10 protein-coding genes are annotated in these 16,196 nt (G+C 71.3%); 9 read left to right on the plus strand and 1 reads right to left on the minus strand.

From position 1 onward, the window contains the following. The 9 genes from I003_RS32675 to I003_RS0119435 all read left to right on the plus strand — a co-directional run. Window positions 1-3,888 (plus strand): RHS repeat domain-containing protein (locus I003_RS32675; protein ID WP_051368337.1); only part of this gene is annotated, 3,888 nt, incomplete at its 5' end. Further along, window positions 3,885-4,319 (plus strand): hypothetical protein, encoded by a 435-nt coding sequence (locus I003_RS0119400; protein WP_027773023.1) that lies wholly within the window; start codon window positions 3,885-3,887, stop codon window positions 4,317-4,319. The genes I003_RS32675 and I003_RS0119400, both read left to right, overlap by 4 nt. Before the next feature lie 454 nt (window positions 4,320-4,773). Further along, window positions 4,774-6,660, plus strand: a complete 1,887-nt coding sequence (gene typA, locus I003_RS0119405) for a translational GTPase TypA (protein ID WP_027773024.1) — start codon at window positions 4,774-4,776, stop codon at window positions 6,658-6,660. Window positions 6,661-6,883: 223 nt separating this feature from the next. After that, a complete protein-coding gene (locus I003_RS0119410) occupies window positions 6,884-8,521 on the plus strand; it encodes an ABC transporter substrate-binding protein (protein WP_027773025.1) in 1,638 nt (545 codons plus the stop codon). Window positions 8,522-8,588: 67 nt separating this feature from the next. After that, window positions 8,589-9,512, plus strand: a complete 924-nt coding sequence (locus tag I003_RS0119415; RefSeq protein WP_027773026.1) for an ABC transporter permease — start codon at window positions 8,589-8,591, stop codon at window positions 9,510-9,512. Further along, complete coding sequence (locus tag I003_RS0119420) at window positions 9,505-10,467, plus strand: ABC transporter permease (protein ID WP_027773027.1); 963 nt, start codon at window positions 9,505-9,507, stop codon at window positions 10,465-10,467. The genes I003_RS0119415 and I003_RS0119420 overlap by 8 nt, the downstream gene beginning before the upstream one ends. A gap of 8 nt (window positions 10,468-10,475) precedes the next feature. After that, on the plus strand, window positions 10,476-11,483 hold the full coding sequence (locus tag I003_RS0119425; RefSeq protein ID WP_027773028.1) for an ABC transporter ATP-binding protein: 1,008 nt from the start codon (window positions 10,476-10,478) through the stop codon (window positions 11,481-11,483). Window positions 11,484-11,576: 93 nt separating this feature from the next. Further along, window positions 11,577-12,659 (plus strand): dipeptide ABC transporter ATP-binding protein, encoded by a 1,083-nt coding sequence (locus I003_RS32680; protein ID WP_051368338.1) that lies wholly within the window; start codon window positions 11,577-11,579, stop codon window positions 12,657-12,659. 122 nt (window positions 12,660-12,781) lie between these two features. Next, on the plus strand, window positions 12,782-13,837 hold the full coding sequence (locus I003_RS0119435; protein WP_158689007.1) for a hypothetical protein: 1,056 nt from the start codon (window positions 12,782-12,784) through the stop codon (window positions 13,835-13,837). A 111-nt stretch (window positions 13,838-13,948) separates the two neighbouring features. Here the strand turns inward: I003_RS0119435 and I003_RS0119440 are convergent, their stop codons facing one another. Further along, window positions 13,949-16,138, minus strand: coding sequence for a hypothetical protein (locus I003_RS0119440; protein ID WP_027773030.1), 2,190 nt, complete (start codon window positions 16,136-16,138; stop codon window positions 13,949-13,951). Window positions 16,139-16,196 lie beyond the last annotated feature (58 nt).

The following is a 16,196-nucleotide window of genomic DNA, read 5'->3' on the forward strand; positions in this document are numbered from 1 at the left end:
GACGCCGGTATTCAGAACCGGAAGTGGTGGGAGAAGGCGGTCGACTGGGTCAAGGACAACTGGGACACCATCGTCAACGTCTGCAAGGTCATCGTCGCCGTCCTGGGCATCGTCGTCCTGATCATCGGCGGCCCGCTGGCCTGGGTCGTGCTGGCCGCCGCCCTCGTCGTCCTCGCCGACACCCTCTACAAGTACATGAACGGCGAAGCCTCTTTGTGGGACGTCGCCCTCGCGGCCCTCGACTGCATCCCCGGCATGAAGGGTCTGACCACCCTCGGCGGCCTCGCCAAGATGGCCAAGGGCGGCATGAAGGCCATGAAGGGCCTCAAAGCCATGAAGGCCGGGATCCTCGGCCTGGCCAAGAGCGGACGCACGATGCTGAGCAGCGCCGCAAAGGGCGCGCTGAACCGGCTGAAGAGCGTGGTCTCGAAGCTCACCGACCCCGTCGACCTGGCCACCGGCCAGATGTACCTGCCGCAGACGGACATCGAACTGCCCGGCCTGCTCCCCCTGGCGTTCACGCGTCGGCTGGGGTCCACCTACCGCTGCGGCTGGTGGTTCGGCCCGACCTGGGCCTCCACCGTCGACCAGCGTCTCGAAACGGACGAGACCGGCATCGTCTTCGTCACCGAGGACGGCCGCCTCCTGGCCTACCCCCACCCGGCCGGCCCCGATGACCAGGTCTCCCCCGAGTCGGGTCCCCGCTGGCCGCTGACGCGCAGGGACGACGGGGGCTACGTCATCCTCGACCCGCTCACCGGCCACACCCGCCACTTCTACGCCGCGGACCCGGACGGTCTGGCGCTCCTGCGGCAGATAACCGACCGCAACGGCCACACCATCACCTTCACTTACGACCCCGACAGCGGCGCACCCACCGACATCACCCACTCCGGCGGCTACCACCTCCGCCTCACCACGACCGAGGACCGCGTCACCGCCCTGCATCTCGCCCGGGCCGGCGAAGACGGCACCGACGTGGAGATCAAACGCTTCGGCTACGACGCCGACGGCAACCTCACCGAGGACTACAACTCCTCCGGTCTCCCCCTGCGCTTCACCTACGACGAACGCCTGCGCGTGACCTCGTGGACCGACCGCACCAACCATTCCTACCGCTATACCTACGACGCGCAGGACCGCTGCGTCGCCGAAGGCGGCGAGGCCGGGCACCTTTCCGTCTCGATCGACTACGACGGCACCGACCCCGCCTGGCCCGACGCGACCGTCACCACCCTCACCACCGCCGAGGGCCACGCCACCCGCTTTGTTATCAACGACAACAGTCAGGTCATCGCCGAAGTCAGCCCTCAGGGCCACATCACCCGCACCGAGTACGACGAGAACCACAACCTCCTCTCGTGGACCGACCCCCTCGGCAACGTCACCCGCAGCTCGCCCAACGCCGCGGGCCAGCCGCTCTCCCTCACCTACGCGGACGGCACCACCACCCGCTTCGGCTACGACGAGAGGGGAAGTCTCACCTCCGTCAGCCGCGCCGACGGAGCGACGTGGCGCCGCAGCTACGACGAGCGGGGGAACCTCACCGCGGCCGAGGATCCCGGTGGCGCGGTCACGCGCTACACGTACGACGAGCAGGGCCGTCTCACCGGCATCGTGAACCCGGCGGGCACGCGCACCGCGGTCCGCTGCAACGCGGCCGGTCTGCAACTGGAGCTGACCGACCCCCTCGGCAACACGGTCCGCCGTGAGCGGGACGCCTTCGGGCGGGTCACCCAGGTGATCGATGCGGCCGGCGCCCGTACCCGGCTGTGGTGGACCGTGGAGGGCGCGGTCACCTTGATGCAGGGACCGGACGGTGCGCGGGAGTCCCGGGAGTACGACGCCGACGGAAACTGCGTGCGGCACGTGGACGCGCGGGGAAACGCGACCGCGTACGAATACACCCACTTCGATCTGCTCGCCGCCCGCACCGACCCCGACGGCGCACGGTATGAGTTCTCCTACGACGCGGCGCTGCGCCGGACCGCCGTGACCGATCCCTACGGCCGGGACTGGAGTTTCGCCTACGACGCCGACGGTCGGATGATCGCCGAGACCGACTTCGACGGCGGGCGCACCGGCTACTCGTACGACGCGGGCGGCCGGGTGACGTCTCGTACGAACGCCGTCGGCCAGACCGTTTCGTTCGAGCACGACGCTCTCGGCCGGATCACGGCGAAGCAGGTCGAAGGAGCGCGGACCTCCTTCACCTACGATCTCGCGGGACAGCTCCAGTGCGCTGTCTCGCCCCACACCGAGGCGCGGTGGGAACGGGACACGATGGGGCGTCCCCTCGTGGAGGAGGTCGACGGGAGGATCACCACCCACGCCTACGACACCGCCGGGCGCCGCACCCGGCGCGTCACGCCGGCCGGCGTACGTTCCGCGTGGGGCTACGACGCCGCCGGGCGCGTGACCAGCCTGCGCACCTCCGGCCGCCTGATCGAGTTCGACATCGGTGCGGCGGGCCGGGAGTCCGCACGCCGTATCGGCGAAACCCTGAGCCTGCAGTTCGAGCACGATCCGGCAGGCCGGGTGACACGCCAAAGGATGCGGGCGGAGGGCACCGAGGTCGTCAGCCGCGGTTACTCCTATCGCAGCGACGGCCGGCTGAAGGGCATCGACGATCCGCTTCTCGGTGATACCTCCCTGGATTTCGACGCCGTGGGCCGGATCACCGGAGTGCACGCGCCGAAGTGGCGTGAGGCGTACGCCTACGACCTCAGCGGCAACCAGGAGCACGCAGAGTGGCCCGGCCCGGGAGCGCCGGAAGCGCGGGGAGCCCGCGCCTACTCGGGCTCGCGCCTCACGCGTGCCGGAGGGATGCGCTATCTTCACGACGCCGCGGGCCGGGTGGTGGAGATCCGGAAGAAGCGGATCTCGCACCGGCCGGACGTCTGGCACCTGCGCTGGGACGCGGAGGACCGCCTCACCGGAGTCGTGACGCCGGACGGGACGCGGTTCAGGTACCTCTACGATCCGCTGGGCCGCCGGACGGCCAAACAGCGGCTGGCCCCCGGCGATGACACCGTCGTGGAGGAGACCCGGTTCTCCTGGGACGGGCTCACCCTGGCGGAGGAGACCTCGACCGGCCGGGGACGTTTGCGCGACACCACGCTCACTTGGGACTACGACGGCCTGCGCCCCGTCGCCCAGACGGAACGGCTCACGGACTCCGCTACCCAGGAGGAGACCGACGAGCGGTTCTTCGCCATCGTCACCGACCTGGTGGGCACCCCCACCGAACTGGTCGCGGAGGACGGCGTACCGGCCTGGCGGGCACGCAGAACGGCTTGGGGCGTGACTGCCTGGAACGCCGGCGCCACGGCATACACCCCGTTGCGTTTCCCGGGGCAGTACCTCGACGCCGAGACCGGCCTGCACTACAACGTGTTCCGGTATTACGACCCGCAGTCCTCCCGTTATGTGACCCCCGACCCGCTCGGCCTCGCCCCCGCGGCCAATCCGTTCGCCTACGTCGCCGATCCGACGGGCTGGACGGACCCCTTCGGCCTCTCCCCGTACAAGGTCATGCTGGGCATCGACTCGCCGGCGTTCCGGAAGCTCGCCGACCGGGAGGGGTTCGAGACCCTCATGGGCTACTCGACGAAGGACGCCGAGGATATGTTCATGATGTTGCTGTGGGGCAAGCAGGACGTGAAATGGGCCGTCAACCTGGACAATTTCGCGGGTGCGAACCCCCGCGACATGGTGATGCAGGCGGTTCAGGTGGGCGCCCGGCCCGGGATGAAGAACTCGATCACCCAGTGGGAGATGGCCCAACTGTGGGAGAAGAAGGGGCTGGGGCGGTACGGCGACGGTACGATCAAGGACGTCGACTTCTACCTCGACGGCAGCAAGGTGAAAATCGATTGGAACTCATGACGGTGGATACGGAAGGCCGTTTCTTCGACCGGGAGTTCAAGGTCTGGGCGCACACGGTGAGCAGGAGCCAGCTTCTTCTGCGCAGCCCCAAGGGGACTCTCCCCACGCGCGTCGACATCGGCTTCAGCGGCGTCTCCTTCGTGATGCTGCGCTCACAGCATTCGCAGTTGCGCATCCGCCGCGCGTCTGCCGCCGAGGCGGAACGGCTGTCCGACTGGCTGCTCCCGACCGACGGTGACCTGTATGCCGTGGAATCGGATGGCAGGGTGGGCTTCGTCGCCGCCACCTCCCTGGACGTCAGCGAGGACGAGGGGGAGTTCAGCGACGCCAGCGACGTGTTCACGCCGGCGGGGCCGTACGCGGGCCTCATCGACCCGTCCGCATGGCCTGCACCGGCGGAGGCCCGGGAATCACAGCATCGCTGGAGCTGACGCACGCGCCTGCGCTCCGCATCGGCCTCCGGCCGGTGCATCCCGTGGGGGATCGCGGGGAAGTCTCAGCCGTTTCCCGTTCGCGGCGATGCCGGACCAGGTATCTCCCGCGGGAATCGGTGTGAGGACCGCCTTTCGTCGCTCGCCCTACTCTGCGGGCTCCACGAGAGGAACGCGGGCACGGTGGGCTCAGCCTTTCCGAAGGACGAGCACCCTCGGGTGGTGGACGGCGTGTCGCCTGATGGCCGGGGTCCGGCGCGGGCGGGGCGGCGCGGGTGGGCCCCGAAAGGGGACCGAGCCCGGGCCGGGGCGGGGGCGTGCGACGGAGGGTGCGGGGCCGGCCGGGCGGGCGGGGGCGGCGGGGCGCGGGGGTGGCGGGGCGGGACCGTACGATGGGGGTGGCCGTGGTTGATTCGCCCGGCAGACCCCTCGAGTCCGGGAGCACCGCCCAGTCATGCCGACGCGCCAGGATATTCGCAACGTCGCCATCGTTGCCCACGTCGACCACGGCAAGACCACCCTGGTCGACGCCATGCTCAAGCAGGCCGGCGCCTTCGCCGAGCACCAGCTCCAGTCCGTCGACGACCGGGTCATGGACACCGGGGACCTGGAGCGCGAGAAGGGCATCACCATTCTCGCGAAGAACACCGCGGTGAAATACCACCCCAAGGGCGGCGACCCGGTGGTGATCAACATCATCGACACCCCCGGCCACGCCGACTTCGGCGGCGAGGTCGAGCGCGGGCTGTCCATGGTCGATGCCGTCGTGCTGCTGGTGGACGCCTCCGAGGGGCCGCTGCCGCAGACCCGGTTCGTGCTGCGCAAGGCGCTGCAGGCGCGGCTGCCGGTGATCTTGTGCATCAACAAGACCGACCGTCCCGACTCGCGGATCTCCGAGGTCGTGGACGACACGTACGACCTCTTCCTCGACCTCGACGCCGACGAGGAGCAGATCGAGTTCCCGATCGTCTACGCCTGCGCCCGCGACGGCGTCGCCTCGCTGACGCAGCCGGAGGACGGCACGGTGCCGGCGGACAGCGACAGCCTGGAGCCGTTCTTCTCCACCGTGCTGGACTACGTCCCCGCCCCCTCGTACGACGAGGGCGCACCGCTCCAGGCGCACGTGACGAACCTGGACGCCGACAACTTCCTCGGCCGCATCGCGCTGCTGCGCGTGGAGCAGGGCGAGCTGAAGAAGGGGCAGACGGTCGCCTGGATCAAGCGCGACGGCTCCGTGCAGAACGTGCGGATCACCGAGCTGATGATGACTGACGCGCTCACCCGCCGCCCCGCGCAGCTCGCCGGGCCCGGGGACATCTGCGCGGTCGCGGGCATCCCCGAGATCATGATCGGCGAGACCCTCGCGGACCCGGAGAATCCGGTCGCGCTGCCGCTGATCACGGTCGACGAGCCGGCGATCTCCATGACGATCGGGACGAACACCTCGCCGCTGGTCGGCAAGGGGATCGGCGGGGCGAAGAGCAAGGGTCACAAGGTGACCGCCCGGCTGGTGAAGGACCGCCTCGACCGCGAGCTCGTCGGCAACGTGTCGCTGCGCGTGCTGCCCACCGAGCGCCCCGACGCCTGGGAGGTGCAGGGCCGCGGTGAGCTGGCGCTGGCGATCCTGGTGGAGACGATGCGGCGGGAGGGCTTCGAGCTGACCGTCGGCAAGCCCGAGGTCGTCACCAAGGAGGTCGACGGCAAGGTCCACGAGCCCGTCGAGCGGATGACGATCGACGCGCCGGAAGAGCACCTCGGTGCGATCACGCAGCTCCTCGCCGTCCGCAAGGGCCGCATGGAGACGATGACGAACCACGGGTCCGGCTGGGTCCGTATGGAGTTCGTCGTGCCCTCGCGCGGGCTCATCGGCTTCCGTACGGAGTTCCTCACCCAGACCCGCGGCACGGGCATCGCGCACTCGATCTTCGAGGGGCACGAGCCGTGGTTCGGTGAGCTGCGGACGCGCAGCAGCGGTTCGCTGGTCGCGGACCGGACGGGGGCGGTGACGGCGTTCGCGATGACGAACCTCCAGGAGCGCGGGACCCTCTTCGTGGAGCCGGGCACGGAGGTGTACGAGGGCATGATCGTCGGGGAGAACTCCCGCTCCGACGACATGGACGTGAACATCACCAAGGAGAAGAAGCTCAGCAACGTGCGGTCGTCCTCGGCGGACATCGCCGAGTCGATCGTTCCGCCGCGGAAGCTGTCGCTGGAGCAGTCGCTGGAGTTCTGCCGGGACGGCGAGTGCGTGGAGGTCACGCCGGACACGGTGCGGATCCGCAAGGTGGTGCTGGACGGGCGCGAGCGCGCGCGGGCGGCCTCGCGGGCGAAGCACGCGTAGCGCGGCGTAGCGCCCCGGCGGCACAGGACGCGGGCCCGGGCGCGTGTGCGCACCGCCTTCGCGCGGGCCTACACCGGGAAGGCCGCCTTTCCCCGGAACGCCGCGCGGTCCGGGCGCCATCCGGGGGTTTGTGCTCCCCCGATGGCGTGCCACCGGGAGCGTGGGCGCCGCTTATGGGGTCTTATGTCACGTAAGTGATACTTGGGACCCCTGGGAGGCACCCATGCGCCGAGCCACCCGCGCCACGTGGACCGCCTGCGTCGTCTGCGCCTCGCTCGCGGCGACCGGCTGTGGCAGTAACGGTGGCGGCGGCGGTTCGTCGGGTGGCGGCGGCATGGTGACCGCGCAGTGGGGCGACCCGCAGAACCCCCTGGAACCGGCGAACACCAACGAGGTCCAGGGCGGCAAGGTCCTCAAGCTGATCACCCGCGGGCTCGTCGTCTACGACCCGAAGACCGCCGAGCCGAAGAACATGCTCGCCGAGTCCATCAAGAGCGACGACCAGAAGAACTGGACCGTCAAGGTCAAGAAGGGCTTCCGGTTCAGCAACGGCGAGCCGGTCACCGCCACGTCCTTCGTGGATGCCTGGAACTACGCGGCCGACATCAAGAACCGGCAGGTCAACAGCAGCTTCTTCAAGTACATCGACGGCTACGAGGCGGTCCACCCGACCGAGGAGGGCAGCGAGCCGACCGCGCAGAAGCTCTCCGGGCTGAAAGTCGTCGACGACCACACGTTTACCGTCAAGCTGTCACAGAAGTTCGCCATCTGGCCCGACACCCTCGGCTACCCGGCCTTCGCGCCGCTGCCGAAGGCGTTCTTCGACAACCACGCCGCCTGGCTCGACAAGCCCATCGGCAACGGCCCGTACAAGATCGAGTCGTACTCCAAGGGCACGTCGATGAGGCTCGTCAAGGACAACAAGTACAAGGGCGACGACAAGGCCAAGAACGACGGCATCGAGCTGAAGGTCTACACCGACCAGAACACGGCCTACACCGACCTCCAGGCCGGCAACCTCGACATCTCCGACGAACTTCCCGCCGGCCAGCTCGCCAACGCCGAAAGCGACCTCGGCGACCGGTTCATCAACCAGAAGGCCGGCATCATCCAGACCCTCTCCTACCCGCTCTACGACGACGCCTGGGGCGGCGCCGACAAGGCCGGCCTGCGGCGCGGGCTCTCCATGGCGATCGACCGCGAGCAGATCACCAAGCAGATCTACAACGACACCCGCATCCCCGCCAAGGACTGGACCTCCCCGGTCATCGGCGAGAAGGGCGGTTTCGACGACACCATCTGCGGCGACCTGTGCACGCACGACCCGAAGCGGGCCAGGAAGCTCATCGAAGACGCCGGCGGCCTCCCCGGCGGGAAGGTGACGCTCTCCTCGAACGTGGACACCGGCTCCCACAAGGAGTGGATGGACGCGGTCTGCAACCAGATCAACAAGGTGCTCGACAAGGAGAACGCCTGCGTCGTCAACCCCATCGGCACCTTCGCGGACTTCCGCACCCAGGTCGTGGACCGCAGCTTCAAGGGCCCGTTCCGCTCCGGCTGGCAGATGGACTACCCGCTGATCGAGAACTTCCTGGCGCCCACCTATTACACCGACGCCTCGTCGAACGACGGCGAGTACAGCAACAAGAAGTTCGACGACCTGGTCGACCAGGCCAACGCCGCCGAGGACACCGCCGCGGCCGTCGAGAAGTACAAGGAGGCGGAGCGGCTGCTCGCCAAGGACGTGCCGTCGATCCCGCTGTGGTACCAGAACGGCATCGCCGGCCACTCCGACCGCGTCACCGACGTCTTCCTCGACCCCTTCAGCGTCCCGTACTACCCGGACGTCAAGGTCAAGTAGTGCACGCGCGGCGGTCCGCCGCGGCCGGCGCGGAAGGGGCGAAGACGCGAGGAGAGGAGGGGCGCCCATGGGCCGCTATGTGATCCGGCGGCTGCTGCAGATGATCCCGGTGTTCATCGGCACCACGTTCCTCATCTTCTTCATGGTCTACGCACTCGGCGACCCGGTCACCGCCCTCTTCGGCGACCGGGCGCCCGACCCCGCCACCGCCGCGCAGATCCGCAGGGACCTCAACCTGGACCAGCCGCTGTGGCGGCAGTACGGGCTCTACATGGGCGACATCTTCACCGGCGACTTCGGCCGGGCGTTCAACGGCCAGCCGGTGCTGGACCTGATGCGCAGCGCCTGGCCGATCACCGTCCGGCTCGCCCTTCTCGCCGTGCTCTTCGAGATGATCATCGGCGTCACCCTCGGCGTGCTCTCCGGGCTCAGGCGCGGCCGGGCGGTGGACACCGGGGTGCTCTTCGCCACGCTGGTCGTCATCTCCGTCCCGACGTTCGTCACCGGCTACGTGCTGCAGTACCTGCTCGGTGTCAAGTGGGGCTGGGTCACGCCCGCGGTGTCCTCCGAGGCGCCGTGGGACGAGCTGATCCTGCCGGCGGTCGTGCTGGCGCTGGTGTCGCTGGCGTACACGACGCGGCTGACCCGCACCTCCGTGGCCGAGAACGCCCGCGCCGACTACGTCCGCACCGCCGTCGCCAAGGGCCTGCCGCGCCGCCGCATCACGGTCCGCCACCTGCTGCGCAACTCCCTCATCCCCGTGGTGACCTTCCTCGGCATCGACATCGGCAACCTCATGGGCGGCGCGATCGTCACCGAGCGGATCTTCAACATCCAGGGCGTCGGCTTCCAGCTCTGGCAGGGCGTCCTGCGGCAGAACGCGCCCACGGTCGTCGGCTTCGTGACCGTTCTCGTCATCGTCTACCTGCTGGCGAACCTGGTCGTGGACCTGCTCTACGCGGTGCTCGACCCCCGGATCCGCTATGCCTGAGCGCTACGAGGAGAAGCAGCGGGCCGACATCGCGACCCAGGAGGCGGAGTCGCTGCCCCCCAGCGACGTCCTCCAGGCGGAGACGGACGGCGTCCCCGGGACGGACCGGCCGTCCCGCAGCCTGTGGTCCGACGCCTGGCAGGACCTGCGCCGCAAGCCCGTCTTCGTGGTCGCCGGGCTGCTGATCCTCTTCCTCGTCTTCGTCTCCCTGTGGCCCAGCCTGGTCGCCAGCGGCAGCCCTTACAACTGCGACATCGCCCGGCGCAACCTCGGCGCCGAGTCCGGCCACCCCTTCGGCTTCGACAGCCAGGGCTGCGACGTCTACAACCGCACCGTCTACGGGGCCCGCGCCTCGCTGACCGTCTGCACCCTGGCCACCCTCGGCGCCGCCGTCCTCGGCACCGTCCTCGGCGGCCTGGCCGGCTACTTCGGCGGCTGGGGCGACGCGGTGCTGTCCCGGATCACCGAGGTGTTCTTCGGCATCCCCATCCTGCTGGGCGGCCTGGTCTTCCTCTCCGTCATCAAGAGCGGGTCCGTCTGGCCGGTGATCGGGCTGATCGTGCTGCTGGGGTGGCCGCAGGTGGCACGGATCGCCCGCGGCTCGGTGATCACGGCCAAGCAGAACGACTACGTCCAGGCCGCCCGCACCCTCGGCGCCTCCACCGGCCGCATCATGCTGCGGCACGTGCTGCCCAACGCCGTCGCGCCGATCATCGTCGTGGCCACCATCGCCCTCGGTACGTACGTGGCGCTGGAGGCGACGCTGTCGTTCCTCGGCGTCGGCCTGAAGCCGCCGACCATCTCCTGGGGAGGCGACATCTCCACCGCGTCCCAGCAGATCCGCAACGCACCGCACGCCCTGCTGTGGCCGGCCGGGGCACTGAGCCTGACCGTGCTGGCGTTCATCATGCTCGGTGACGCGGTGCGCGACGCGCTCGACCCGAAGCTCAGGTGAGGTGGCCCGTGACCGTGCTGCTCGACGTCCGCGACCTTCAGGTGGAGTTCCGCACCCGGGAGGGGGTGGCGAAGGCCGTCAACGGCGTCTCGTACGGCGTGGCCGCGGGGGAGACGCTGGCGGTGCTCGGCGAGTCCGGCTCCGGCAAGTCCGTCACCGCGCAGGCCGTCATGGGCATTCTCGACTCGCCGCCGGGGTTCGTCACCGGCGGGCAGGTGCTCTTCCAGGGCGAGGACCTGCTCAAGCTGGGCCGCGAGGCGCGGCGCAGGGTGCGCGGCGAGCGGATGGCGATGATCTTCCAGGACGCGCTGTCGTCGCTCAACCCCGTGCACACCGTGGGCTTCCAGCTCGGCGAGATGTTCCGCGTGCACCGCGGGGCGAGCCGGGCGGACGCGAAGGCCAGGTCGATCGAGCTGATGGAACGGGTACGGATCCCGGCCGCCCGGGAGCGCGTCAACGACTACCCGCACCAGTTCTCCGGGGGCATGCGGCAGCGCATCATGATCGCGATGGCGCTGGCGCTCGGACCCGAGCTGATCATCGCGGACGAGCCGACGACGGCACTCGACGTGACCGTGCAGGCGCAGGTGATGGACCTGCTGGCGGAGCTGCGCGAGGAGACGGGGATGGGGCTCATTCTCATCACCCATGACCTGGGCGTGGTCGCGGACGTCGCGGACAAGATCGCGGTGATGTACGCGGGCCGGATCATGGAGACGGCCCCCGTACACGACCTGTACAAGGCGCCGGCGCACCCGTACACGCGGGGCCTGCTGGACTCCATTCCGCGGCTGGATCAGAAGGGCCGGGAGCTGAGCGCCATCCGCGGCACCCCGCCCAGCCTGCTGGCCATCCCGCCGGGCTGTCCGTTCAACCCCCGCTGCCCGCGCGCCCAGGACGTCTGCCTGACCGACCGCCCGCCGCTGTACGAGGTCACGGACGACGAGGGCCGCCCGCTTCCCGGGCGGGGGAGCGCGTGCCACTTCTGGAAGGACCAGCTCCATGACCGGCCTTGAGGTACGGGGAGGCACGCGGGGGCCGTCCGCGCTCCCGCGTCCCGGCCGCCGCCGCTCCGGTGGCGCGGCCCCCCTTCTGGAAGGACCGGCCACATGACCAGCCCCGAGGTGACCGCGGTGCGGCCGGCCGTGCCGGGCGGGGAGACGATCCTCGAAGTGCGCGACGTCGTCAAGCACTTCCCTCTCACCCGGGGGATCGTCTTCCGCAGGCAGATCGGGGCCGTACAGGCCGTCGACGGCGTCTCGTTCGACCTGCGGCGCGGCGAAACCCTGGGCATCGTGGGCGAGTCGGGCTGCGGCAAGTCGACCATCGCCAAGATGCTGGTCAACCTGGAACGGCCCACGGCCGGCCGGATCCGGTTCAAGGGCGAGGACATCACCCGGCTGTCCGGGCGCGCGCTGCGCGCCGTGCGGCGCAACATCCAGATGGTCTTCCAGGACCCGTACACCTCGCTCAACCCGCGGATGACCGTCGGTGACATCGTCGGCGAGCCGTACGACATCCACCCGGAGGTGGCGCCGAAGGGCAGCCGGCGGGGGCGGGTTCAGGAGCTGCTGGACGTCGTCGGGCTCAACCCCGAGCACATCAACCGCTACCCGCACCAGTTCTCCGGCGGCCAGCGGCAGCGGATCGGGATCGCGCGGGGGCTCGCGCTGCGGCCGGAGATCATCGTCGCCGACGAACCCGTCTCGGCGCTCGACGTCTCGGTGCAGGCGCAGGTGGTGAACCTGCTGGAGCGGCTGCAGAACGAGTTTCACCTGTCGTACATCTTCATCGCCCACGACCTGTCCGTGGTCCGGCACATCTCGGACCGGGTCGGCGTGATGTACCTGGGCCGGATCGTGGAGTCCGGCACCGACGAGGCGATCTACGAGCACGCCACGCACCCGTACACACAGGCGCTGCTCTCGGCGGTGCCGGTGCCGGACCCGGAGGCGCGGGAGACCCGGCAGCGGATCCTGCTCAGCGGCGACGTGCCGTCGCCGGCGAACCCGCCGTCGGGATGCCGGTTCAGGACGCGGTGCTGGAAGGCGCAGCCGGTCTGCGCGGAGAAGGACCCGGTGCTGGCCGTGCCGCCGTGGTTCCGGGAGGCGAAGGGGGCGGTGGTGCACCCGTCGGCGTGCCACTTCGCGGCGGAGTGGGGCGAAGAGCCGGGACCGGGGGCGGGCGGGTAGGCCGACGGGGCTAATCTGCCGCAGAGAGGGAAGTCCGGTTAGTCGGTTTTATCACCTATCAGTGATAGCCATGGTGGGCGTCGGCTTCTGTTGGCCCGTCACCGAGTGGAGGGACACCCACCATGAAGCGTTTGTCACGCCGTCGGCTCCGCGTGCTCAGCGGGGCGCTGTCCGTCGCCGCGCTGTCCGTCGCGGGCACCCTGCCGCAGGCCCACGCGGCGCCGGCCGAGGGGGCAGGACACCCGGCACCGGCGGAGTGGAAGACCCCGGCGACGGAGGACCGCTCCGCCCCCGCGGGGGAACCGGAGACCGGGGAGGAGGGCACCGTGGCCGCGCCGCCGGCGGCCGTGGCGGTCATGGAGATCGCGGAGGGCGTCGGGGCCGGGATCGCGGCGGCGGCGGCGATCGAGCCGGAGATCGAGGCGGGGATCGACGCGAAGACCGAGCCGGAGACCGGAGCGGGAACCGGAGCAGAGACCGGGACGGAGTCCGGCGCAGGGATCGAAGCGGAGGCGGCCAGGTCCAGGGCCGGGGTCGCGCACGACACCTGCGCGGACGAGGAGCCCGGTGCCGGGTCTCCGGACGACGGTTCAGGAGGGGCAGGTACGAACGCCCAGCCTGCTGAGCCGGAACGGACCGGTGACGCGGCCCCCGTTGCGCCGGTGCCCGCCGCGGAGACTCCGCGCGCCGAACCCCCCGCGGCCGAGGTGCCGACGGCCGGACTCCCCGCCGCCGTGGCCCCGGACACGCACGCCCCGGCGGCCCGGCCTGCGGCTGCCGGGGCGTCCGATCCGGACGTCGCCGATGCGCCGGAGCCCGGCTCCGGAAATCCCGGGGCCGGGATCCCCCGGTCCGATGTCTCCGGGGCCGAAGAGCCCCGGCCGGGCCGCCCCGGTGCCGCGGCCTCCGGTGCCGACGCGTCCGGCCCCGGCAGCCCGGCCGACGGGACCGACCAGACCGACGCGAGCGCCGAGACCGACGAGGGTGACGAGGGTGACGACGGCTTCGAGCCGCCCGACAGCCGTATCGCCCCGTCCGACTACGCACGGGACGCGAGCGCGGGTCAACTGTCCCGCACCGGCGGTGACATCTGGCTCCCCCTCGCCTCCGGCGTCGGCGGCCTCGCCGCCCTCGGCGCGGGGGCCGTCGTGGTGGCCCGCAAGCGCCGCAACGCCTGACGCCCGTCCAGCGCACGAGGAGGGCCCCGCATCCCGCGGGGCCCTCCTCGTATACGTCGGCGCCTTGTCCGTCGGCGCCGTCCTCTCCGGCGCGGTCAGGCGCCGGAGCGGTCACGCGACGTCGATGACGCCCACCCGCTTCTCCGGGTCGGTCTCGCGCAGCGGGCCCATCATGGCGCTCGCCACGTCGTTCGGCGTGATCTCCGTCTTGCTGCCGTCGCCGCGCTGGACGAGGAGACCGTCGAAGGTGCTGCCGTACAGCTCCTCCAGCTTCTCCAGGTCGAACTTCGGTGCCAGCTTGCCGTCCGGGGTCGCCTGCATCGTGAGGAACTCGGAGATCGAGCGCTCCGGGCTGAACTCGATGTAGCGGTCGCCCGCCTGCACCGCGACGTAACCGGACATCGCCGTCTTGGCGAAGCCGTTCATCGCCGTGTCGAACTCCGCCTGGCTGACGGCCGGTTCCTGCTGCGAGACCGGCAGGGTCACCGGCTCGTTGGCGCCACCGGCCGCGCGCTCGTCGAACGCCTCCTGCACCACGCCGATGGACTTCTCCACGTCCACGGCCTCGTGCGGCTCGCCCTTCACGGGCACGGCCTTGCCGTCGACGAAGCGGATCATGCCGTCCTTGCCGCCGCCCGCCTCGTCGGCGATCTCCTGCAACCGGGCGCGGAGTTTGTCGGTGTCGTCGACCATCGCCGGGTCCACCTCGCGGGAGCCGCCGAAGAGCGAGCCGATGACGGACACCGGGTTGTAGTCGCTGCCCATCGCCGAGCGGACGCTCTCCGCGGTGTCGATGCCGAGGCCGGCGGACTGCGGCGTGAGCTTCTTCTCCTGCTCGCCGACGCGCAGGACGATCGGCGCCTTCGTCCGCTCCTCGACGGCCGCGTCGAGCTTGGCCACCGCCTGGTCGCGGGAGCTGCCGCCGATGTCGACGCCGAGGACGGTGGTGCCCTTCGGCACGTCGTCGTTGTTGAGGACGAGCCCCGCGCCGTACGCGATGCAGAGCACGCCGAAGACGCCGGCGCCGGCCATGACCGCGAGCTTCTTGCGGTCGCCGCGGCCCCGGCCGGAGGGGCTCCCGGAGCGGGAGCGGGCGGCGGAGGCAGGGGCGGGCGGGGGTACGGGCGGCCCGCCGGCCGGCCCGGGGGCGGAGGGCGCCGCGGCGCCGGGGCCGGGAGGCGGCTGCGCGGCGGGGGCGAACCCCGGCGCGGACGCGGCTTCTTGCGGATACCGCGAGCCCTCGGGGCCGGGGCCCGCCTGCGGGAGGCCGTGCGCCGGGGTGTGCCCGGGACCCGCGCCCCGCGGACCGGCCTGCGGGACGCCGTGGGCCGGGGTGTGTCCGGGCCCTCCGGGCACGCCGCGCGCCGGCGTCGGATCCGGGCCGGGCGGCACCGTGGGGATGCCGCCGACGGCGGTGTCGCCCATGCCGCCGGTGGGGGACTGCGGCGCGGCGGAGCCGCGCAGGGTGCGGCCCGCGGCCGGGGCGGCGGGCTTGAGCGGCATGCTGCCGGTGGCCGGACCGGACGTCGGCCCCGAAGGCACGCCGCCCGCCGGGCCCCCGGTTCCGCCGCGCGGCGGACCGCCGGCCGGAGTGGGGCGTACGGGCAGGGCGTTGGCCGGGTCGTCCCCGGCGAAGCCGTGGCCGCTCTCGCTCACCGGCACGTCCACCGATCCGGAGTCACCGGACGCCGGGTGCGCCTGCGGGACGCCGGCCGGCGGGGTGTCCAGGGGGGCACCCGGCTCGGCGGGCGGCGCGAAGGCGGGGAACTGCATCCCGGAGCCGTCCGTCGTGCCCGTGGGGCCGGACGGCGGAGCCATCGAGGGCTGCCCCGGCGGCGGCCCCGCCGGCGCGGCCTCGGGCGCGCCCTGGGCGGGCGCCGGGTCCTTCGGGGCCTTGCGGGGGGCGAACCAGTCGCTCGTCACCGGCTTGCCGCCACCGCCACCGCCGTCCTGAGCGTCGGCGGAAGGCGCCGCGGCCTCCGCCGGGGGGGGTGCCTGCGCGGGGATGCCGGCACCGCCGGCGGTGTCGGGCTCCTCCGCCCCGGCTTCCAGCGGCTTGCGCACCACGACGGGCGGGATCGGCCGGGAGCCGGGGATGTTGATCCGGATCCGGGTCGTCAGCGTCGTCTCGGTCGCGGGAACGCCCGCGTCGCCGTCCCGGCCCGCCCCCGGGCCCGAAGCGGGTCCGGGGGGACTGGCGGTCGGCGTGTCCGGTCCCGCGTACGGGGGGATCCCCGACGGATACGCGGCGTCGCCGCGTCCCTCGGGACCGGATGGCGGACTGTCATTCTCTCGGCTCACGGCAGGTCTCCCGTAGTGCTCCGCCGCCCGTCATGGCACCCGCGGGCAGCTCGGCGGC

The sequence above is a fragment of the Streptomyces sp. CNQ329 genome (assembly GCF_000482585.1).

Excerpts from the sequence above, each read along its gene's own strand:
- I003_RS0119435 (WP_158689007.1), top strand. The coding sequence starts at position 12,782 with ATGAAGCGTTTGTCACGCCGTCGGCTCCGCGTGCTCAGCGGGGCGCTG.
- I003_RS0119415 (WP_027773026.1), top strand. The coding sequence starts at position 8,589 with ATGGGCCGCTATGTGATCCGGCGGCTGCTGCAGATGATCCCGGTGTTC.
- I003_RS32680 (WP_051368338.1), top strand. The coding sequence starts at position 11,577 with ATGACCAGCCCCGAGGTGACCGCGGTGCGGCCGGCCGTGCCGGGCGGG.
- I003_RS0119400 (WP_027773023.1), top strand. The coding sequence starts at position 3,885 with ATGACGGTGGATACGGAAGGCCGTTTCTTCGACCGGGAGTTCAAGGTC.
- I003_RS0119420 (WP_027773027.1), top strand. The coding sequence starts at position 9,505 with ATGCCTGAGCGCTACGAGGAGAAGCAGCGGGCCGACATCGCGACCCAG.
- I003_RS0119410 (WP_027773025.1), top strand. The coding sequence starts at position 6,884 with ATGCGCCGAGCCACCCGCGCCACGTGGACCGCCTGCGTCGTCTGCGCC.
- typA (WP_027773024.1), top strand. The coding sequence starts at position 4,774 with ATGCCGACGCGCCAGGATATTCGCAACGTCGCCATCGTTGCCCACGTC.